Source organism: Streptomyces acidiscabies, assembly GCF_020010905.1.
GTDB classification, from domain to species: Bacteria; Actinomycetota; Actinomycetes; order Streptomycetales; family Streptomycetaceae; genus Streptomyces; species Streptomyces acidiscabies.
Genome location: NZ_JAGJBY010000001.1, coordinates 3,734,715 through 3,754,667 on the forward strand (window position 1 = coordinate 3,734,715; position 19,953 = coordinate 3,754,667).

Annotated in this window: 18 protein-coding genes and 2 riboswitches; of the genes, 12 read left to right on the plus strand and 6 right to left on the minus strand. The window is 68.8% G+C overall.

The genetic code is table 11. The features are described from left to right. Positions 1-119 precede the first annotated feature (119 nt). The 8 genes from J8M50_RS17320 (at position 120) to J8M50_RS17355 (ending at position 6,717) form a co-directional block, all read left to right on the plus strand. Positions 120-956 (plus strand): DUF881 domain-containing protein, encoded by an 837-nt coding sequence (locus J8M50_RS17320; RefSeq protein WP_010350769.1) that lies wholly within the window; start codon positions 120-122, stop codon positions 954-956. Further along, positions 953-1,285: a small basic family protein gene (locus J8M50_RS17325; protein WP_003977440.1), complete on the plus strand. Its 333-nt coding sequence runs from the start codon at positions 953-955 to the stop codon at positions 1,283-1,285. The genes J8M50_RS17320 and J8M50_RS17325 overlap by 4 nt, the downstream gene beginning before the upstream one ends. 4 nt (positions 1,286-1,289) lie before the next feature. Next, positions 1,290-2,120 carry a DUF881 domain-containing protein gene (locus J8M50_RS17330; protein WP_010350770.1) on the plus strand — a complete coding sequence of 277 codons (831 nt, stop codon included), beginning with the start codon at positions 1,290-1,292 and terminating at the stop codon, positions 2,118-2,120. An 82-nt stretch (positions 2,121-2,202) separates the two neighbouring features. Then, positions 2,203-3,084, plus strand: a complete 882-nt coding sequence (locus J8M50_RS17335) for an FHA domain-containing protein (protein WP_075693438.1) — start codon at positions 2,203-2,205, stop codon at positions 3,082-3,084. A 41-nt stretch (positions 3,085-3,125) separates the two neighbouring features. Further along, positions 3,126-3,863 carry a transcriptional regulator FtsR gene (ftsR, locus tag J8M50_RS17340; RefSeq protein WP_010350772.1) on the plus strand — a complete coding sequence of 246 codons (738 nt, stop codon included), beginning with the start codon at positions 3,126-3,128 and terminating at the stop codon, positions 3,861-3,863. 83 nt (positions 3,864-3,946) lie between these two features. Next, complete coding sequence (locus J8M50_RS17345; protein WP_004934251.1) at positions 3,947-4,420, plus strand: bifunctional nuclease family protein; 474 nt, start codon at positions 3,947-3,949, stop codon at positions 4,418-4,420. 234 nt (positions 4,421-4,654) lie between these two features. Then, on the plus strand, positions 4,655-5,302 hold the full coding sequence (locus J8M50_RS17350; RefSeq protein ID WP_075661834.1) for a MerR family transcriptional regulator: 648 nt from the start codon (positions 4,655-4,657) through the stop codon (positions 5,300-5,302). 59 nt (positions 5,303-5,361) lie between these two features. Next, positions 5,362-6,717, plus strand: a complete 1,356-nt coding sequence (locus J8M50_RS17355) for a DNA polymerase IV (protein ID WP_010350774.1) — start codon at positions 5,362-5,364, stop codon at positions 6,715-6,717. Here J8M50_RS17355 and J8M50_RS17360 read toward each other — a convergent pair. Continuing rightward, the gene (locus J8M50_RS17360; RefSeq protein WP_029183424.1) at positions 6,714-7,088 is read right to left on the minus strand and encodes a PRC-barrel domain-containing protein; all 375 of its coding nucleotides are present in this window, start codon (positions 7,086-7,088) and stop codon (positions 6,714-6,716) included. The two genes, J8M50_RS17355 and J8M50_RS17360, sit on opposite strands and share 4 nt — an antisense overlap. A gap of 171 nt (positions 7,089-7,259) precedes the next feature. Next, positions 7,260-7,354, plus strand: a riboswitch (glycine riboswitch). Further along, positions 7,355-7,468: riboswitch (glycine riboswitch) on the plus strand. A gap of 60 nt (positions 7,469-7,528) precedes the next feature. Here J8M50_RS17360 and gcvP point away from each other — a divergent pair. After that, complete coding sequence (gcvP, locus tag J8M50_RS17365) at positions 7,529-10,411, plus strand: aminomethyl-transferring glycine dehydrogenase (protein WP_010350776.1); 2,883 nt, start codon at positions 7,529-7,531, stop codon at positions 10,409-10,411. Between the two features lie 8 nt (positions 10,412-10,419). On the opposite strand, the gene J8M50_RS17370 is transcribed toward gcvP, so the two are convergent. The 5 genes from J8M50_RS17370 to J8M50_RS17390 form a co-directional block, all read right to left on the minus strand. Continuing rightward, positions 10,420-11,589, minus strand: coding sequence for an ABC transporter ATP-binding protein (locus tag J8M50_RS17370; protein ID WP_078480435.1), 1,170 nt, complete (start codon positions 11,587-11,589; stop codon positions 10,420-10,422). A gap of 624 nt (positions 11,590-12,213) precedes the next feature. After that, positions 12,214-13,026: a molybdate ABC transporter permease subunit gene (gene modB / locus J8M50_RS17375; protein WP_010350778.1), complete on the minus strand. Its 813-nt coding sequence runs from the start codon at positions 13,024-13,026 to the stop codon at positions 12,214-12,216. A gap of 31 nt (positions 13,027-13,057) precedes the next feature. Continuing rightward, entirely contained in the window at positions 13,058-13,870 is an 813-nt protein-coding gene (gene modA, locus J8M50_RS17380; protein WP_010350779.1) for a molybdate ABC transporter substrate-binding protein, read from the minus strand. Positions 13,871-14,009: 139 nt separating this feature from the next. Beyond that, complete coding sequence (locus J8M50_RS17385) at positions 14,010-14,402, minus strand: TOBE domain-containing protein (protein ID WP_010350780.1); 393 nt, start codon at positions 14,400-14,402, stop codon at positions 14,010-14,012. A 29-nt stretch (positions 14,403-14,431) separates the two neighbouring features. Continuing rightward, entirely contained in the window at positions 14,432-16,387 is a 1,956-nt protein-coding gene (locus J8M50_RS17390; protein ID WP_010350781.1) for an APC family permease, read from the minus strand. A 426-nt stretch (positions 16,388-16,813) separates the two neighbouring features. Here J8M50_RS17390 and J8M50_RS17395 point away from each other — a divergent pair, with 426 nt between their 5' ends. Genes J8M50_RS17395 through J8M50_RS17405 form a run of 3 tightly spaced genes read left to right on the plus strand, consistent with a single transcriptional unit; the run spans position 16,814 to position 19,913 of the window. After that, positions 16,814-18,109: an extracellular solute-binding protein gene (locus tag J8M50_RS17395; RefSeq protein ID WP_010350782.1), complete on the plus strand. Its 1,296-nt coding sequence runs from the start codon at positions 16,814-16,816 to the stop codon at positions 18,107-18,109. Beyond that, on the plus strand, positions 18,106-19,092 hold the full coding sequence (locus J8M50_RS17400) for a carbohydrate ABC transporter permease (RefSeq protein ID WP_010350783.1): 987 nt from the start codon (positions 18,106-18,108) through the stop codon (positions 19,090-19,092). The genes J8M50_RS17395 and J8M50_RS17400 overlap by 4 nt, the downstream gene beginning before the upstream one ends. Before the next feature lie 56 nt (positions 19,093-19,148). Beyond that, positions 19,149-19,913, plus strand: coding sequence for a carbohydrate ABC transporter permease (locus J8M50_RS17405; protein WP_078480443.1), 765 nt, complete (start codon positions 19,149-19,151; stop codon positions 19,911-19,913). Positions 19,914-19,953 lie beyond the last annotated feature (40 nt).

Genomic DNA, 19,953 nt, shown 5'->3' on the forward strand with positions numbered 1-19,953 from the left:
TCCGGCACGCCGGTGGGGCCGTTCGGAAGCAGTGGCCGCGACGTGCGACGATGTGCGGCATGCCGCAGCAGCCCCCCGTTCGGAGCACACCCGCGCGCGCGTCGCGTCCGGACGCCTCCATGTCGCTGCTCACCAACGTCATGGACCACAGCCTCGACGAGGGCTACGCCGAGGCCGCCGCGCGCCGGAAGGCCGAGGGGACGGGCGGCCTGCCCAAGACGCTGAAGGCGAAACTCGGGCTGGCCGGCGGGCTGGTGCTCGCGGCGCTCGTCGTGACCGTGGGCGCGGCCCAGGCGCGGGTGTCGGCCCCTGTGGTGGCCAAGGAGCGCCAGGAGCTGATCGACCGGATCGACCGGGAGACGGAGACCGCGGACAAGCTGGAGAAGACCGTGGACACCCTCCGGGACGAGGTGAGCGCCCGTCAGCGCCAGGCCCTGGAGAACAGCGGCGGCAGCGGCCGGGCGGACCTGGTGGGCATCCTGTCGGGAGCCGTCGCCGTGCACGGTCCCGGCGTCAAGCTCGTCGTGGACGACGCCAAGGAGGCGACCACGGGCGGGGGCACCGACCCGCGCGAGACGTCCGGTTTCTCGGACACCGGGCGGGTGCGCGACCGTGATCTGCAGCGGGTCGTCAACGGCATGTGGGAGTCCGGCGCGGAGGCCGTCTCCGTCAACGGGCAGCGGCTGACGGCGCTGTCGGCGATCAGGGCCGCGGGGGAGGCGATACTGGTCGACAACAAGCCGCTGGTGCCGCCGTACACGGTGCTCGCCGTGGGGGACGGGGACAAGCTGAGCACCCGGTTCCAGAACAGCGCGGACGGCCTGTATCTGAACGCTCTCCAGGAGAACTACGGCATTCGGACGGCCATCTCCACGGAGAAGGACCTGCGGCTTCCCGCGGCGCCGAGTGTGATCGTCCGAACCGCACAGCCGAGAAGTGAGAAAGGCACATCGTGATCGCCGTACTGGGCCTCGTCGTGGGAGTCGTGGCCGGCCTGTTGGTCCGGCCCGAGGTTCCGGCGGCCGTCGAGCCGTATCTGCCGATCGCCGTGGTGGCGGCGCTGGACGCCGTCTTCGGCGGGCTGCGGGCCATGCTCGACGGCATCTTCGACGACAAGGTCTTCGTGGTGTCGTTCCTGTCGAACGTGGTCGTCGCCGCGCTGATCGTGTTCCTGGGCGACAAGCTGGGCGTGGGCGCCCAGTTGTCGACGGGTGTCGTGGTGGTCCTCGGCATCCGGATCTTCTCGAACGCCGCGGCGATCCGCCGGCACGTCTTCCGGGCGTGACGCGATGAGTGAAGAAGACAGGGAACCCGGCAACCGGCTGCGCAGGGAACTTCCGCAGGAGATCGAGGCAGCGCCCGCGCGCGAGGCCGACGAGCCGCCCGCCGGGCCCGAGGCGACCGGCCGTCAGCGCCTCGCGCAGGGGCTGTGGCCGCCCCGGGTGACGCGCGCTCAGCTGATCGTCGCCCTGCTGCTGTTCGGCCTCGGCTTCGGACTCGCCGTCCAGGTCGCCTCGAACAGTGACAGCGACAACGCGCTGCGCGGCGCGCGCCAGGAGGACCTCGTACGGATCCTCGATGAACTGGACGACCGCAGCCGGCGTCTTGAGGACGAGAAGACCGGGCTCGACAAGCAGCGTCAGGAGCTGGAGAACAGCTCCGACCAGGCCGAGGAGGCCCGGAAGCAGACGATCGAGAAGGAGAGGCAACTCGGCATCCTCGCGGGCACGGTGGCGGCCCAGGGGCCGGGTATCACGATGACCATCGACGACACGAAGGGGACGGTCGAGGCGGACATGCTGCTCGACGCGATCCAGGAGCTGCGCGCGGCCGGGGCGGAGGCGATCCAGGTGAACGGCGTACGCGTCGTCGCCGGGACGTATTTCACGGACGGCGACAACGGAGTGAGCGTGGACGGGAACCAGATCCGCACTCCGTATCGTTTCCAGGTCATCGGCAAGCCCGAGGATCTGGAACCGGCGCTCAACATCCCGGGAGGTGTGGTGCAGACCCTGGAGAAGGAGCAGGCCACGGTCACCGTGGAGCGATCCGACAAGATCGTTGTGGACGCCTTGCGGGCGGCGAAGCAGCCTGACTACGCTCGGTCGTCGTCCCGGTGAACCGGGGGTGCATGGGGGCCGTCCGGCAGGGGCATGAGGCTGCGGGGGGTCGGCGCACCGATCGGGTGGTCGGTGGTGGAAACTGTCTGGTGGATACGGACGTTGTGAAGGTGTCCGGGTCGGCCGGTGTATTGAGTCAGGGTTCGTCCTGCCCCACGGGCGGGTCTGTTTCGGTCAAGGGGAATCGCCCGTGAAGTTGTTTGCGAAGTTGTTCGGCAAGAGCGCGCGAGGAGAGGGCGGCGAGAACGCCACCGCCCGCCATCGCGCACAGCCAGGCGACGAGGGTCAGCGTCCGCTGTTCCGCGACCAGGTGGCTGGGGGTGACATTCCCGGAGGTCAGGGCGCGGCGTCTGTTGACCCTGCGCAGTCCGGCGACATAGGTTTCGGGCAACCGTCAGCCTCAAGTGCGGGTGGAGGGTTTTCCCCTATGTCGGCCCTGGTGTGTTCGAGGTGCGGTAACCGCAACGCGGAGAACAGTCGCTTCTGTTCCAACTGCGGCGCTCCGCTGCGTCCGGGTGTGACGCCCGAGCGCGCCTCGGAGACGACCTCCACCATCTCCATCTCCGGCCTTGAGGCGTACGACTCCGAGGTCACCGGCCAGACCGCGCTCCCGGCGCTGTCGCCCGAGGCGCAGGCCGCCGTCGAGGCGCTGCCGCTGGGCTCGGCGCTGCTGGTGGTCCGCCGGGGTCCCAACTCGGGCAGCCGCTTCCTGCTGGACGGCGACCTGACGACGGCCGGCCGTCACCCGCAGAGCGACATCTTCCTGGACGACGTGACGGTCTCGCGCCGCCACGTGGAGTTCCGGCGCGGCCAGGACGGCTCGTTCAAGGTCGCGGACGTCGGCAGTCTCAACGGCACCTACGTCAACCGCGAGCGGATCGACGAGGTCGCGCTGAACAACGGCGACGAGGTGCAGATCGGCAAGTACCGCCTGGTCTTCTACGCGAGCCAGCGCGGCTACTGACCCGCCCCGGACTCGTCCGGGGGTTCTCCCAGGGAAGGTCCATGCTGAGAACACCGAGGGGCGGTGCCGGAGACGGCACCGCCGCCACGGAGGCCGGGCCGATGAGCATCGGCGCCGTGCTGAACGTGCTGCGGGACGAATTCCCCGAAGTCACCGTCTCCAAGATCCGCTTCCTGGAGTCGGAAGGGCTCGTCGAGCCCGAGCGGACCCCCTCGGGGTACCGCAAGTTCAGTCCGCGGGACGTCGAGCGGCTCGCTCGCATCCTGCGGCTCCAGCGGGACCACTACCTGCCGCTCAAGGTCATCCGGGAGCACCTGGAGGCCTTGGAGCGCGGCGAGGCCGTCCCCCTGCCGACCGTGGGCAGGCAGCGGGACGGCGAACCCGTCCCCGACCCCGGTGACACCCCCACCGTCGCGCGCATCGGCCGCGCCGAGCTGCTGGCCGCCGCCGGCATCGACGAGCGGGAACTCGCCGAGTGGGAGTCCTACGGCCTCGTCGTCCCCCTGGAGGACGGCGTGTACGACGCCGAGACGGCCACCGTCGCCGCGCTCGTCGTGGAACTCGGGCGCTTCGGGATCGAGCCGCGACACCTTCGGGTGATGAAGGCGGCGGCGGATCGTGAGGCCGGGCTCGTCGACCAGGTCGTCGCCCCGCTGCGGCTGCACCGCAACCCCCAGACGCGGGCCCTCGCCCAGGCCCGTACGAAGGAACTCGCCCTGCTGACGGTCCGGCTGCACTCCGCGCTGGTGCAGACCGCCCTCGGGGTGCGGCTGCCCTGACACGGGCGTTCGCCCTGGGCGGATCGGCCGTCCGGTAGGGGCCCGACTACCCAAACGTCCCGGGCACGGCCTAGGGTTGCTGTGTGAACGAGCTCGATGTCGTAGGTGTCCGGGTCGAAATGCCCTCCAACCAACCGATCGTGCTCCTGCGCGAAGTGGGAGGCGACCGTTACCTCCCCATCTGGATCGGACCGGGGGAGGCGACCGCGATCGCCTTCGCCCAGCAGGGCATGGCCCCCGCCCGGCCCCTCACCCACGACCTGTTCAAGGACGTGCTGGAGGCCGTCGGCCAGGAGCTGACCGAAGTGCGCATCACGGACCTCAGGGAAGGCGTCTTCTACGCCGAGCTGGTCTTCGCCAGCGGTGTCGAGGTCAGCGCCCGCCCGTCCGACGCCATAGCGCTCGCCCTGCGCACCGGCACGCCGATCTACGGCAGCGACACGGTGCTCGACGACGCGGGCATCGCCATCCCGGACGAGCAGGAGGACGAGGTGGAGAAGTTCCGCGAGTTCCTCGACCAGATCTCGCCCGAGGACTTCGGCACCAGCAACCAGTGACCCGCGCGCCGGACACTCGTCGGTGACGATGGCGTCTCGGTTCGGCAATTGCCAGCGGCCAGTGAGAGCGTCCTACGGCATGGTCTCAGCGCATTCGGCTAGCCTTTCCCCGCGGTGGGGCACGGGAAACCACTCCCAGGGTGATTATCACTCGGCGTGCCGAGTGTGGCGATCGTTGACGCACCCCTGGTGACTGCCTACCGTCGAGAAGGCAGGTCAAGGACGGAGGTCGGCGTGAGAAGCAGCGGCGACGGTACGGCTGGGGGTGCCCCCGGACGAGGGTTCGGGGGAAATGGCCCGTACCGGCTTCACGGCAGCGCGGCCGATCACGCTCCTCAGCGCCCGGCGGCCGTGCCGAGCAGCAGCAAGGGGGCGGCGGCGATGGCGTCCGAGGAGATCGGCTATCGAGGTCCGACGGCGTGTGCCGCCGCGGGCATCACCTACCGGCAACTGGACTACTGGGCACGCACCGGGCTCGTCGAGCCGAGTGTGCGGCCCGCCCACGGGTCGGGGACCCAGCGCCTCTACAGTTTTCGGGACGTCGTCGTCCTGAAGATCGTGAAGCGCTTCCTCGACACCGGCGTGTCCCTCCAGAACATCCGCGGCGCGGTGCTGCATCTGAGGGAACAGGGCTTCCGTGACCTGGAGCGCATGACGCTCATGAGCGACGGCGCGACGGTGTACGAGTGCACCTCGCCGGACGAGGTCCACGCGCTGCTCCAGGGCGGCCAGGGCGTCTTCGGGATCGCCGTCGGCGTGGTCTGGCGGGACGTGGAGGGCGCGCTGTCGCAGTTGCACGGTGAGCGGGTCGACACCGGGGAGACCCTGGTCGGGCACAACCCGGCGGACGAGCTGGCGAGGCGGCGGCACAAAGCGGTCTGATGGCGTTCTCGGGCGCGTGTTCGGTCCCGTTGTCAGTGGCGTGGTGCAGCATCGGAGATGTGAGAAACGCGCCGACGGTCCTGCACCTCGACATGGACGCCTTCTACGCCTCGGTGGAGCAGGCGGCCAAGCCGAGCCTGCGCGGGAAGGCGGTCGTCGTCGGCGGGCTCGGGCCGCGCGGGGTGGTGGCGACCGCGTCGTACGAGGCCCGGGTGTTCGGGGTGCACTCGGCGATGCCGATGGCGCAGGCGCGCAGGCTCGCGCCCAACGCGGCGTATCTCTTTCCGCGGTTCGGGGTCTACCGGGCGGTCAGCGAGCAGGTGATGGGGCTGCTGCGGGAGCTGTCGCCGCTGGTGGAGCCGCTCAGCCTGGACGAGGCGTTCGTGGACCTGGAGGCCGAGGGGGCGGCCCGGGACAGCGCGTCGGCGCGGGAGACGGGGAGCAGGCTGCGGGCGGACATACGGGCCGTCACGGGCCTGACGGGGTCGGTGGGGCTCGCCGCGTCCAAGATGCTCGCGAAGATCGCCTCCGAGCGGGCCAAGCCGGACGGCCTGCTGCTGATCGAGCCGGGTACGGAACGGGCGCTGCTCGGGCCGATGCCGGTGCGGACGCTGCCCGGGGTCGGCCCGGCCACCGGCGACCATCTGCGCCGGGCCGGGATCACCACGGTCGACGAGATCGCCGGGGCGGGCGAGGACGAACTCGTCCGGCTGCTCGGCAAGGCGCACGGCCAGGGGCTGTACGCGATGGCGCTCGCGCGCGACGACCGGCCCGTGGTCGCCGAGCGGGAGACCAAGTCGGTGTCCGTGGAGGACACGTACGACGTGGACATCCACGACCGGCTGCGGGTCGGGTTCGAGGTGCGGCGGCTCGCGGACCGGTGCGTGCACCGGCTGCGGGAGGCCCGGCTGTCGGGGCGGACGATCGTGCTGAAGGTGCGGCGGTACGACTTCTCGACGCTGACCCGGTCCGAGACGCTGCGCGGGCCCACCGACGATCCGGCGGTCGTGCGGGAGGCCGCGGCGCGGCTGCTGGAGTCCGTGGACACGACCGGCGGGGTGCGGCTGCTCGGGGTCGGGGTGTCGGGGCTCGCCGACTTCACGCAGGAGGACCTGTTCGCGCAGGCCGCGGAGGAGGTACGGGTCGAGGAGGAGGTGCCTCAGGTGCCGGGGGAGACGGTTGTGGAGGCGGTGCCCGTCGAGCATCGGTGGCGGCCGGGGCAGGATGTGCGGCATGCCGGGTTCGGGCCGGGGTGGGTGCAGGGGAGCGGGGTGGGGCGGGTGACCGTGAGGTTCGAGACGCCGGGGGACGTGGTGCCGGGGCGGGTGCGGACGTTCCGGGTCGACGATCCTGAGTTGGAGCAGGCGGAGGCGTTGCCGTTGGTGGCGGGGGGTGCCTGTACGCAGGGGGTCTAGGCGGGTGGGTCGTCGCCGGCGATGGTGCCGAAGTCGCGGTCCTCCGGTGGGGTGGGGGCGACGGTGTCCATGCCGTAGTGGTGGTAGAGCTGGAGTTCCTGGGCGGGGGAGAGGTGGCGGCCCACGCCGAAGTCGGGGGCGTCCTTGATGAGGGCGCGGTCGTAGGGAACGTGGAGGGTGCCCTCGACGAGTTCGCTGGTCTCCAGGGGGACGAAGGCGTCGCGGGTGAACAGGCCCGTCCTTATGGCGGCCCACTCCGGGATGCCGGTCGCGTCGTCGAGGTAGACCTCGTCGATCGTGCCGATCTTCGCGCCGTGCCGGTCGTACGCCTTGCGGCCGATCAGGTTGCGCGGATCGATGTCGGTCTGCACGGGCCCTCCACTGGTCGCGGGGCGGCTGGTCGCGGGGCGGCCGAAGCCGTCGTCGGTCGTCGTCACCGGAAAGTCGTCGTGTCGTCGTAAGGACTACGAAAGAGCACTTCGGGCCCGGTGGCCACTCGAAGGCTGGGGCGTTGACCTCGCTGGTAAGGTGAAAGTGGCTGTCGACCCTGTGCGGGAGAGTCCTCCGGATCGTGCGGAGGCGCCGAAGGAGCAACTCCTCCCCGGAATCTCTCAGGCTCACGTACCGCACGGGCGAGGTCACTCTGGAAAGCAGGGCGGGTGTCGACGGCGTCCGCTCTCACCGACGGTGAAAGCCGGGCGCTCTCGGGCGGCCGGTGAAGCTCTCAGGTCGAGATGACAGAGGGGGAGGCCGTTCGGGCACCCCACAGCCGTGGTGCCACCGAAGGTCGTCTCGGCCAGGAGGCCCCCTCATGACCCCTCCCCGTACCCCGCTCAGCGTCCTGGAGCAGGGCGTTCCCTTCGAACAGCGCCATATCGGGCCCGACCGCGAGGCCCAGGCCAAGATGCTCGCGCAGGTCGGGTACGGCTCGCTGGACGAGCTGACCGCCGCCGCCGTACCGGACGCCATCAAGAACGTCGCCGCGCTGGACCTGCCGGGCGCGCGGAGCGAGGCCCAGGTGCTCGCCGAGCTGCGCGAGCTGGCCGGCCGCAACCAGGTGCTCGGGTCGATGATCGGGCTCGGGTACTACGGGACGTTCACGCCGCCCGTCATCCTGCGGAACGTGATGGAGAACCCCGCCTGGTACACCGCGTACACGCCGTACCAGCCGGAGATCTCTCAAGGGCGCCTCGAAGCGCTCCTCAACTTCCAGACGATGGTGGCCGATCTGACCGGGCTGCCGACGTCCGGGGCCTCGCTGCTGGACGAGGGGACGGCCGCCGCCGAGGCGATGGCGCTGTCGCTGCGGATGGGGAAGAACAAGAAGGGCCTCTTCCTCGTCGACGCGGACGCGTTCCCGCAGACCGTCGCCGTGATCCGGACGAGGGCCGAGCCGACCGGCGTCGAGGTCGTCGTCGCCGACCTCAGCGACGGGATCCCGGCCGAGGTCGCCGGGCGGGAGATCAACGGGGTGCTGATCCAGTACCCCGGCGCCTCCGGCGTCGTACGGGACATCAAGCCGCTCGTCGAGCAGGCGCACGCGGTGGGGGCGCTCGTCACCGTCGCCGCCGATCTGCTGGCGCTGACCCTGCTGACCTCGCCCGGGGAGCTGGGGGCGGACATCGCCGTCGGGACCACGCAGCGGTTCGGGGTGCCGATGGGGTTCGGGGGGCCGCACGCCGGATACATGGCTGTGCACGAGAAGTTCGCGCGGAGCCTGCCCGGGCGGCTCGTCGGGGTGTCCGTCGACGCGGACGGCAACCGGGCGTACCGGCTGGCGCTCCAGACGCGCGAGCAGCACATCCGGCGGGAGAAGGCGACCAGCAACATCTGTACGGCACAGGTGCTGCTCGCGGTCATGGCCGGGATGTACGCCGTGTACCACGGGCCCGACGGGCTGCGCCAGATCGCCTGGAAGACGCATCGGTACGCCACCGTCCTCGCCGAGGGGCTGCGGATCGGGGGCGTCGACGTCGTCCACCAGGCCTATTTCGACACGGTGCTGGCGCGGGTGCCCGGCGGCGCGGCTCAGGTCGTCGACGCCGCTCGGGACGGCGGGGTGAACCTGCGGCTCGTCGACGGGGACCATGTGTCCATCGCCTGTGACGAGACCACCACCCGGGCGCAACTCGACATCGTGTGGCAGGCGTTCGGGGTTTCCGGGGATGTGGACTCGTTCGACGCTTCGGCCCGGGAGGGGCTGGGCGACGAGGTGTTGCGGCGGGACGAGGTTCTCTCTCATCCCGTGTTCCATCAGCACCGGTCCGAGACCGCCATGCTGCGGTACCTGCGGCGGCTCGCCGATCGGGACTACGCGCTCGACCGGGGGATGATTCCGCTCGGGTCCTGCACGATGAAGCTCAACGCGACGACCGAGATGGAGCCGGTCACCTGGCCCGAGTTCGGGCAGCTGCATCCCTTCGCGCCGGTCGAGCAGGCCGGGGGATACCTCACGCTCATCCGTGAGCTGGAGGATCAGCTCGCCGAGGTCACCGGGTACGACAAGGTGTCCCTCCAGCCCAACGCCGGGTCGCAGGGGGAGCTGGCGGGGCTGCTCGCCGTACGGGCCTATCACCGGGCCAACGGGGATCTTCAGCGGACCGTGTGTCTCATTCCGTCGTCCGCCCATGGGACCAACGCGGCCAGTGCGGTGATGGCCGGGATGAAGGTCGTCGTCGTCAAGACCTCCGAGGACGGGGAGGTCGACGTCGAGGATCTGCGCGGGAAGATCGGGCAGTACCGGGACGAGCTCGCGGTGCTGATGATCACCTATCCGTCCACCCACGGGGTGTTCGAGGAGCATGTCGGGGAGATCTGCGGGCTCGTCCATGAGGCCGGTGGGCAGGTTTATGTCGACGGGGCCAATCTGAATGCGCTCGTCGGGGTGGCCAAGCCGGGGCATTTCGGTGGGGACGTTTCCCATCTGAATCTGCACAAGACGTTCTGTATTCCTCACGGTGGGGGTGGGCCTGGGGTCGGGCCTGTGGCTGTGCGGGCTCATCTTGCGCCTTATCTGCCCAACCATCCCTTGCAGAGTGAGGCCGGGCCCGCTACCGGGGTGGGGCCTGTTTCCGCCGCGCCCTGGGGGTCTGCCGGGATTCTTCCCATTTCCTGGGCCTATGTGCGGCTCATGGGCGGGGAAGGGCTGAAGCGGGCCACCCAAGTCGCCGTGTTGTCCGCGAATTACATCGCCAAGCGGCTTGAGCCTCACTATCCCGTGCTCTACACCGGGCCCGGGGGGCTTGTCGCCCACGAGTGCATCATCGATCTGCGGCCTCTGACCAAGGCGACCGGGGTGAGCGTCGATGATGTCGCCAAGCGGCTCATCGACTACGGGTTCCATGCGCCGACCATGTCGTTCCCCGTTGCGGGGACGTTGATGATCGAGCCCACCGAGTCCGAGGATCTCGCCGAGCTGGATCGGTTCTGTGCGGCGATGATCGCTATTCGGGGGGAGATCGAGAAGGTGGGGGCCGGGGAGTGGGGGGTGGATGACAATCCGCTTCGGAACGCTCCGCATACCGCTGCCGCGTTGAGTGGGGAGTGGGCTCACTCCTATACGCGGGAAGAGGCTGTGTTCCCCGGTGAGGGGGCTGTCTCCGAGAAGTACTGGCCTCCTGTTCGGCGGATCGATCAGGCTTATGGGGATCGGAATCTGGTGTGTTCCTGCCCTCCGCTTGAGTCCTACCAGTAAGGGTTCTTTTACGCCGGGTACGCGTGTGTCTGGGTCGCCTTCAAGGAGGCCCAGATGTCCGTGCCCGGGTGGAGGTGCAGGTCTGCTGCCGCTGCTGTGGTGAGGTCCGCCGTCAAGGGGAGGTCGCCTTTCAGGTCGGCTCGGATCTGGTCGCCGTGGGATTCCAGGCCCGCGACCTGGCAGTGCCAGAGGTTGCGGGCGCTGGTGTTTTCCGGGCGGGTTCGGTGGAGGGTTACCGCGGAGGGGGGGAACGCTACGAATGCCGGGCCCGTCAGGTGTTCCGACGTGGTGATCTGTTGGCCTGTCTGGAGGGTTACTGTTGTGCCTTCCGCCGTTCCCTTGTACAGGTTCAGGCCTACCAGCTGCGCTATGTAGTCCGTGCGGGGGTGGCGGGCTATGTCTGCGGGGGTGCCCTGCTGGACTATCGTTCCCTGTTCTATTACCACTAGGCGGTCTGCCAGGACCATTGCGTCCAGGGGGTCGTGGGTGACTATGACCGCTACCGCTTCGAAGTCTGCTAGGTGGTGGCGGAGTTGGGCTCTTACCTCCAGGCGGGTTCTTGCGTCCAGCGCCGCTAGGGGTTCGTCCAGGAGCAGTAGGCGGGGGTTTGTTGCCAGTGCCCTTGCCAGCGCTACTCGTTGGGCCTGGCCGCCTGAGAGGTTTCGGGGTTTTGTGGTGGCGTGGTTCGTCAGGCCCATGCGGGTCAGCCACTCTTTTGCTTGGGCTCGGGATTCGGATTTTGTGGCGCCCTGGCATCTGGGGCCGAATGCGATGTTGTCCAAGGCTGTCAGGTGGGGGAAGAGGAGGTAGTCCTGGAAGACGACGCCTACTGGGCGGGATTCGGGGGGTGTGTTCTCCAGGGGGTGGCCGTCCAGATGGAGGTGGCCGGAGGTCAGGGGGAGTAGGCCGGCCATTGCTCTGAGAGCGGTGGTTTTTCCGGCGCCGTTGGGGCCCAGGAGGGCTAGGACTTCGCCGGGGGTGGCTTTTAGGGTGATGTTCAGGTGGAAGGTTGGGGGGTGGGTTACTACTAGGTGGGTGTGTAGGCCTTGGTTAGTGGTCAATGGGGGTCCTGGGTTTGGTTTCCCGCCCGCCCACCCGTGCGGGTTTGAATTTTGGGTGCGGGTGGTTCTTGTGGGGGTGGGGCGTCGTTGGCGGCTGGAGGGTGGGTGGGGCGTCATCGGGGGTGGTGGGGGTGGGTTCGGTTTGGGGCCGGGTGCGGGTTGTGTGGGGCTGGTCGCGCAGTTCCCCGCGCCCCTAAAGAACCGGCGGTGGCCGTAGCTTTTGGGTGCGAGCTGCGTCGATGGGCCTGCGGGGCTCAGGAGGTCGGGCGGGTGCGGGTGCGTTGTGGTTGCTCGCGCTCACACGGCGGAGCCGCATATCGATACAGCCCCGCGCCCCTAAAAGACCGGCAGTCGCCGTCCGCTACGAGGACTGGTCGCGCCCCACGCGGCGGAGCCGCATATCGATACAGTCCCGCGCGCCTAAAAGAACGACGGTCGCCGTAGCTTTTCGGGTGCGTCGTGGCTGGTCGCGCCCACGTGGTGGAGCCGCACATCGATACAGCCCCGCGCCCTCTGAAAGGCAGGGTGCTGTTTGGTGGTCGGCTGCGGGGAGTGTGTGGGTGGTTCGGAGGTTGTGGGGGTGGGTGCTGATGGGTGCCGGGTGCGGGTTGTTTGTGGCTGGGCGCGCCCACGCGGCGGTAGCCGCATATCAGATACAGCCCCGCGCCCCTTAGGTAGGGATGGGGGCCGTTAGTTGGGGGGTGAGGTGGGTGGTCATCTTATGCTCCTGTCGTTTTGCGTTCAGGTTGTTGTTAGCCAGTTTTCCCTTAGGGCCGCCAAGACTGCTATGGAGACCGTTAGGAGGACCAGGCTCAGCGCCATTGCTGATTCTGGGGTGCTTTGTAGGGCCAAGTAGACCGACAGCGGCATTGTTTGGGTTTTGCCTGGGAAGTTTCCTGCGAACGTTATTGTTGCGCCGAATTCTCCCAAAGCTCTTGCCCAGGCCAGGACCGCTCCTGCTGCTATGCCAGGGGCTATCAACGGGAGCGTTATTCTGCGGAATGCTGTGAAGCGTGTTGCTCCCAACGTTGCTGCTGCTTCCTCGTAGCGGGGGTCCGCTGCTCGTAGGGTGCCCTCCACGCTGATCACCAGGAAAGGCATCGCTACGAACGCCTCGGCTATTACTACGCCTGTCGTGGTGAACGGGAGGGTGATGCCGAACCAGCGGTCCAGCCATTGGCCCGCTATGCCGTTTCGGCCCAGGGCCATCAACAGGGCTACGCCTCCTACCACCGGGGGGAGGACCAGGGGGAGGGTTACCAGGGCTCTTAGGAGCGCTCTGCCTCTGAAGTCCGTTCTTGCCAGGAGCCAGGCCAAGGGGACGCCCAGGACCAGGCTCACCGCTGTTGCCGCCGTCGCGCAGAAGAGGGAGAGGCGGAGGGCCTCCCAGACCTCGGGGGTGGTGAGGAGGGAAGGGAGGCTGCTCCAGGGGGTGCGGATCAGGAGGGCCAGCAGGGGGAGCAGGAGGAAGGTGACCCCGAGGAGGGCCGGGATCAGGAGGGGGAGGGGGACGGGCCTCTGGAGTTTTGCGGGGCGAGTCTTCGGCGCCGTCACGGTGCGTTCTCCCTCGGGACGTTCGGGCGGGTCACGGCTGGAGGAAGCCCGCCTCCGTCAGTATCTTCCGGCCCTCCGCCGACCGCACGAGGGCGATGAACTCCTTGGCCGCCGCCGCGTTGGGGGCGCCCTTGAGGAGGGTGATCGGGTAGTCGTTCACCGCCTGGGAGGACTCGGGGAAGTCGATGCCCTGGACCTTGGTGCCCGCGGCGTGCACGTCGGTCTTGTAGACGAGCGCCGCGTCCGCCTCCTTGAGCTCGACCTTCGTGAGCGCCGACTTGACGTCCTGCTCGTACGATACGGGCGTCACCTTGACCCCCGTCGCGGTGAGGATCTTGTCGGCCGCCGCGCCGCAGGGCACCGTCTTGTCGCACAGGACGACCTTGAGGCCGGACCTGGTCAGGTCCTTGAGGCCGGTGATCTTGTCGGGGTTGCCCGGCAGGGTGGCGATCTCCAGCTGGTTGCGGACGAAGGTGACCGGCGCCGTGGCGTTGTCCTTCTTGCCGGTCACGATGGCCATGGTCTTGGCGCTGGCCGCGGCGAACACGTCGGCGGGGGCGCCGTTGGTGATGCTCGCGGCGAGGCTGTCGCTGCCGGCGAAGTTGAAGGTGACCTTCGTACCGGGGTGGGCCTTCTCGAACTGTTCGCCGAGCGCGGTGAACGTCTCCTTGAGGGAGGCGGCGGCGAAGACGGTGACCGGGCCGGACACCCCGGCGGAGGTGGACGGCGTCGCGCCCGCGTCCGGCGTGGAGTCCGAGGAGCACGCGCTCAGCGTCAGCAGCGCGGCGACCCCCGCGCCGGTCACCTGGAGCAGCCGGTGGGGGCGGGGCGCGGGACGGGTCATCACGGGTACTCCTCGGGGACGGTTCGGCTGACGGCCGTGATGATGATACTGCCGCATATGCGAGCCGTAAGTATCTTGTCTCATTGCATGAGCTGGGACTATGCAAGATCTGGCTGGCATGTGCGTTCGTCCAGGACGATCAGGCCCGGTCGATGTGGACGTTCGTCGACTTCACCCGGGCCGTCGCCTCCATGCCCACCTCCAGGCCCAGTTCCTCCACCGCCTCCCGGGTGAGCAGCGAGACCAGTCGGTGCGGGCCCGCCTGGATCTCGACCTGGGCCGCTACGTCGCCGAGCTTCACGGCCGTGACGATGCCGGGGAAGGCGTTGCGGACGGACGTGTGCGAGGGGGTCTCGTCGCCGTCGGCGCGGGCCAGCTCGACCGAGAACGCGGCCAGGTCGGTGCCGTCCACGAGACGTCGGCCCGCGTCGTCGCGGTGGGTGGTGAAGCGGCCCGCGTCCGCCCAGCGGCGTGCGGTGTCGGGGCTGACGCCCAGGAGGCGGGCGGCCTGGCCGATGGTGTAGGAGTGCATGCGGTCACGATAGGTCGCCGTACGGCTCCTCAGCCGGTGTGGACCCTCGGGCGGCGGGCGCGGTCGGGTTCCGCCTCGCGGAGGACCTCGCGGGTCACCGGGGCCACCTCGCCCTGGCCGAAGAGGAAGAAGCGCAGGAAGTTGGTGAAGGGGCCGCCCTCGGTCCACTCGAAGTAGATGTGCGGGGTGCAGTTGGTGGAGTCGCGGATGTGCAGGAGGAGGGCCGCGAGGGCGTTGGGGATCGAGGAGTGCTCCAGGGTCAGGACCCGGTAGCGGCCGTGCAGGACCTCGCCCCGGACCGTGAGGCTCGCCTCGAACTCGGAGGGGTCGGTGACGGTGACCTCGACGAAGACGTAGTCCTCCTGGCCGGGGATGTCGTTGTCCTCGCGGATCTGCTCGATCTTGTCGCGGTACTCGGCGACGTCGCGGCGGTCCGGCTCGTTGGCGATCAGGCGGATCTTGCGGCTCGACATGTCCCGTACGAAACGTTCCGCCATCGGGTCGAGGGAGACGCTCGTGACGCGCAGCTCGAAGGCGCGGGCCAGGCGGGACAGGAGGGAGACCAGGATGATGCCGGCGATGAAGCAGGCGCCGATCTTGACGCCGTCGGGGCGTTCGATGACGTTGGCGACCGTCGTGTAGAGGAAGACCGCCGAGATGACGCCGAAGCCGATGGTCCAGTTGCGCTGGCCGGCCTTGTGCGCGGCGATGGTCACGGCGATCGCGGCCGAGCTGATGAGGACGAGCACGCCGGTGGCGTACGCGCCGCCCTGCGCGTCGACGTCGGCGTCGAAGATCCAGGTCACCAGGAAGGCGATCAGCGTGAAGACGATGACCATGGGGCGCACCGCGCGGGCCCAGTGCGGGGCCATGCCGTACCGGGGCAGGTAGCGCGGCATCAGGTTGAGCAGGCCCGCCATCGCGGAGGCGCCGGCGAACCAGAGGATCGCGATCGTCGACACGTCGTACACCGTGCCGAAGGCGCTGCCGAGGTAGTCGTGCGCGAGGTAGGCGAGCGCGCGGCCGTTGGCCTGGCCGCCCGTCTTGAACTCCTTCTCGGGGATGAGGAGGGTGGTGATGAAGCTGGTGGCGATGAGGAAGCCGCTCATGATGAGGGCGGCGGTGGTGAGGAGCTTCTTGGTGTCGCGGATGCGGCCGGTGGGGCGTTCCTCGGTGTCGTCCGGGTCGCCCTTGACGTTCGGCATGACGGCGACGCCGGTCTCGAAGCCGGAGAGGCCGAGGGCGAGCTTGGGGAAGACGAGCAGGGCGACGCCGACCATCGCAAAAACGTTTCCGTGTTCGGTGGTCAGCGCGCTGGACCAGTCGGTGATCACATGTCCTGCGGTGATGACGTGCCACAGGCCGACGGCGACGACCACGACGTTCAGCGTGAGGTAGATGCCGACCAGGACGACCGCGACGCCGATCGCCTCCAGGAACCCCTTGAGGAAGACCGCGCCGAGCAGCGCGACCAGCACCAGGGTGATCACCATCTGCCGGCCGTGCAGGGCGTTCGTGAGGTGCGGGTTCTCCACCAGGTGGGTGGAGGCGTCGGCGGCGGAGAGCGTGATGGTGATGAGGAAGTCGGTCGCGGCGAAGCCCAGCAGGGTGAGGACGAAGAGCTTGCCCTTCCAGAAGGAGAGCAGGCGCTCCAGCATCGCGATCGAGCCCTCGCCGTGCGGGCTCTCCTCGGCGACCCTGCGGTAGACGGGGAGCGCGCCCGCGAGGGTGACGATCACGAGGACGATCGTCGCGATCGGGGAGAGGAGCCCGGCGGCGAGGGCGGCGATGCCGGGCTGGTAGCCGAGGGTGGAGAAGTAGTCGACGCCGGTGAGGCACATGACGCGGTACCAGCGCTGGCCGACGTGGGCCTGAGGCTTCTGCTCGCTCTCGTCCTCGGCCGGCCGGCCCTTGCCCATGTCGGACAGGCCCTCCAGCATCCAGGCCCGTAGGCGGCTGGGTGCCGGTTGTTCGGTCGTGGCCATCGGCGGGGTCTCCAGGTGTGCGGCTCGGGTGCGGTTCCGGCCATCACGCGGACGGCGGGTACAGCGTAAGCAGAGAGTGACACGGGGGCCTGGGGTTCGGGGGGTGGAGGGCGTCAAGCTTGCGTTAAGACTGGCCTGGTCGGGGCGGGTGTGAGGGCGTCGGGGTGGACTGGGCCGTACGGGGGAGTGGACACCCAGTGTCATGGTCGGCGAGGGCTGCGATTTCGTAATGTTCGCCCTTTGAGTCGAATGTTTCGAACCGCCTTGAGGGGTCTCTGTGTGCCGAGCCAGGGACCCTTCTTCAACTGGCCTTCGAATTGACCGTGTTCAAGGGGTTGCCTCCTCTCGGAGGCTGTCTCTAGGGTGCGGCAGCAGCGAAGCTTTCTGGATTGGCTCCGAAACTTTCGATCTATCGAGGAGAGCATGATGGGCGACCCGGCACTCTCCCGCCGAGGCTTCTTGGGGGCCTCCGCCGCGGCCGGTCTGGGCATGACGGCGTTGAGCGGCTGCGGCGGTGACTCGGACGGGGACTCGGCCGGGGGTAAAACCACGATCGAGTGGTGGAACATCTCCACCACTCAGCCCGCCAAGGACGTCTGGGCGGCTCTGGCCAAGAAGTTCGAGAGCCAGAACCCTGGTGTCAAGATCAAGATCGTCCAGCTGGAGAACGACGCCTACAAATCCAAGATGACGGCGCAGACCGCCTCCGGCAAGCTCCCCGACATCTTCCACACCTGGGGCGGTGGCGTCCTCAAGCAGCAGGTCGACGCCGGACTCGTCGAGGACCTCAGCGAGCGCACCAAGCCCTGGTCCGACAGCCTGCTGCCGGTCGCCAAGGCGGCGTACCTGATCGACGACAAGGTGTACGGCATCCCGTTCGACATCGGCATGATCGGGTTCTGGTACAACAAGGCGCTGTTCAAGAGGGCCGGGATCGCCGCCCCGCCCACCACCTGGTCCGGATTCCTGGACGCCGTACGGAAGCTGAAGGCCGCCGGGATCACCCCGCTCGCGCTCGCCGGCAAGGAGAGCTGGACCGGGATGTACTACTGGGCGTACCTCGCGATGCGTACGGCCGGGCTCGACGCGCTCCAGAAGGCCGACGCCGGCAAGGACTTCACCGGCGACGGGTTTGTGCAGGCCGGGCAGCATCTCCAGGAGCTGATCGACCTCCAGCCGTTCCAGAAGGGGTTCCTCGGGGCCGCCTACTCCAGCCCGACCGGGCAGGCCGCGGCCGTCGGCAACGCCAAGGCGGCGATGGAGCTGATGGGCCAGTGGGCGCCCACCGTCGAGGCCGACGCGGGCAAGGGCATCGGCGCCGACCTCGGGTTCTTCCCCTTCCCCGCGGTCGAGGGCGGCAAGGGCGCGATCACCGAGGTGTTCGGCGGGGGCGGCGGACACGCGCTGCGCAAGGGTGCCCCGCAGGCGGCCGTCGACTTCCTCAAGTTCTTCGCCTCGCAGGCCACCGACCTCGAACTCGTCACCAAGACGGGCTCGCTGCCGATCGTGCCCGGCGCCGAGTCCGGGCTCAAGGATCCCAACCTCCTCGCCGTACAGGGTCAGTTGAAGGCGGCCACCGGGTTCCAGCTCTACCTCGACCAGGCGTACGCGCCCGCCGTCGGGCAGCAGGTCAACGACAGCGTCGCCGGGCTCATCGCCGGGTCCAAGTCACCGAAGCAGGTCACCGAGGCGATCACGAAGACCGCCAAGGACGAGCAGTGACCTCGACGTTCGTCGAGGACGAGCGGGGGACGGCGGTGCAGGAGCCGCCGGACGCCGGGAAGGCGCGGTCCCGGCGGCGGATCACGCACTGGTTCACCGCCTTCGCCTTCCAGGTGCCCGCGCTCGTGCTGTTCGGCGTCCTCGTACTGCTGCCGATGCTGTTCGCCGTCTACGCGTCCTTCTTCCGCTGGGGCGGGTTCGGCTGGCCCTCCGAGGCCATCGGGTTCGACAACTACACGCGGCTGCTGAAGGACGACGTGTTCCTCGGCGACCTGTGGCGCGGGGGCCTGCTCGTCGGGCTGTCGGTCGTGCTGCAACTCCCGTTCGCGCTCGCCCTCGCCGTCGCGCTCAACCAGAAACTGCGCGGGCGCGCCGTCTACCGGATGCTGTTCTTCGCGCCGTACATCCTCTCCGAGGCGATCACCGGCATCCTGTTCGGCATGCTGTTCGCGCCCGAGGCCGGGTTCGCGGACCAGGTCCTCAGCCGTATCGGTCTCGAGGGGCTCGGCGGGAAGTGGTTCTCCGACCCCTCGACCGTCCTCGCGACGCTGTTCCTCGTCATGATGTGGAAGTACTTCGGCTTCCACATGATGCTCTACCTCGCCGGACTCCAGTCCATCCCGGCCGAGTTGACCGAGGCCGCGCTCATCGACGGGGCCGGGCCCTGGGAGCGGTTCCGCCACATCACCCTGCCGCTGCTCGCGCCGACCCTGCGGATCAGCGTGTTCCTGTCGGTGATCGGCGCGATCCAGCTCTTCGACCTGGTCTGGGTCACCACCAGCGGCGGACCCGATCACCACTCCGAGACCATGGCCGTGACGCTGTTCCAGTACGGCTTCAAGCGCTACCAGGTCGGCTACGCCAGCGCGATCAGCGTCGCCATGTTCGTCATCAGCCTCGTGTTCGCCGTCGTCTACCAGCGCTACGTCATGCGCCGCGACCTGGAGGGAGCCACCACGACCATGCGAGGAGGCGGCTCGTGAAGAAGAACCTGCGCAATCTGCCGGTGCACGTCGTACTCGTCGCGGTCGGCGCGCTGATGGCCGTACCGCTGCTGTACGCGGTGCTGTCCGGGTTCAAGACCACCGACGAACTCTCCCGCAACCCCGTCGGGCTGCCCGAGAAGTGGGTGACCTCCAACTACACCGACATCCTGGAGTCCAGCTCCTTCTGGCAGATGGTCGGGTCCAGCACCTTCATCGCCATCGCCACGGCGCTCGCGGTGGTCGCGGTGTCGGCGCTCGCCGCCTTCTCCTTCGCGCGGTTCGCGTTCAAGGGGCGGGAGGCGCTGTTCACGCTGTTCACGATGGGGCTGATGTTCCCCTTCGCGGTCGTCGCGCTGCCGCTGTTCCTGCTGCTGCGCTCGATCGGCCTGCTGGACAACCCGCTCGGGGTGATCCTGCCGCAGGCCGCGTTCGGGATACCGGTGACCATCGTCATCCTGCGCGGGTTCTTCCGGGAGATCCCGGCGGAGCTGGAGGAGGCGGCGACCCTCGACGGCTGCGGGCCGCTCGGGTTCTTCTGGCGGGTGCTGCTGCCGATGGCCCGGCCCGCCCTCGGAACCGTCTCCGTCCTTGCCGTGGTGGGGAGCTGGAACAACTTCCTGCTGCCGCTGCTCGTCTTCACGGACCCCAGCTGGTGGACGATCCCGATCGGGGTCCAGCAGTTCCAGGGGCAGTACTCGTCGGAGTACGCCCGGGTCTTCGCCTACCTCGTCCTCGCCATGGTGCCCGCCCTGGCGTTCTACTCCGTCGCCGAGCGGCAGCTCGTCGGCGGGCTCACGGCCGGCGCCTCCAAAGGCTGAACCGGCCCAACTCATGTACGGCTCACCCCCCTTGAGGAGT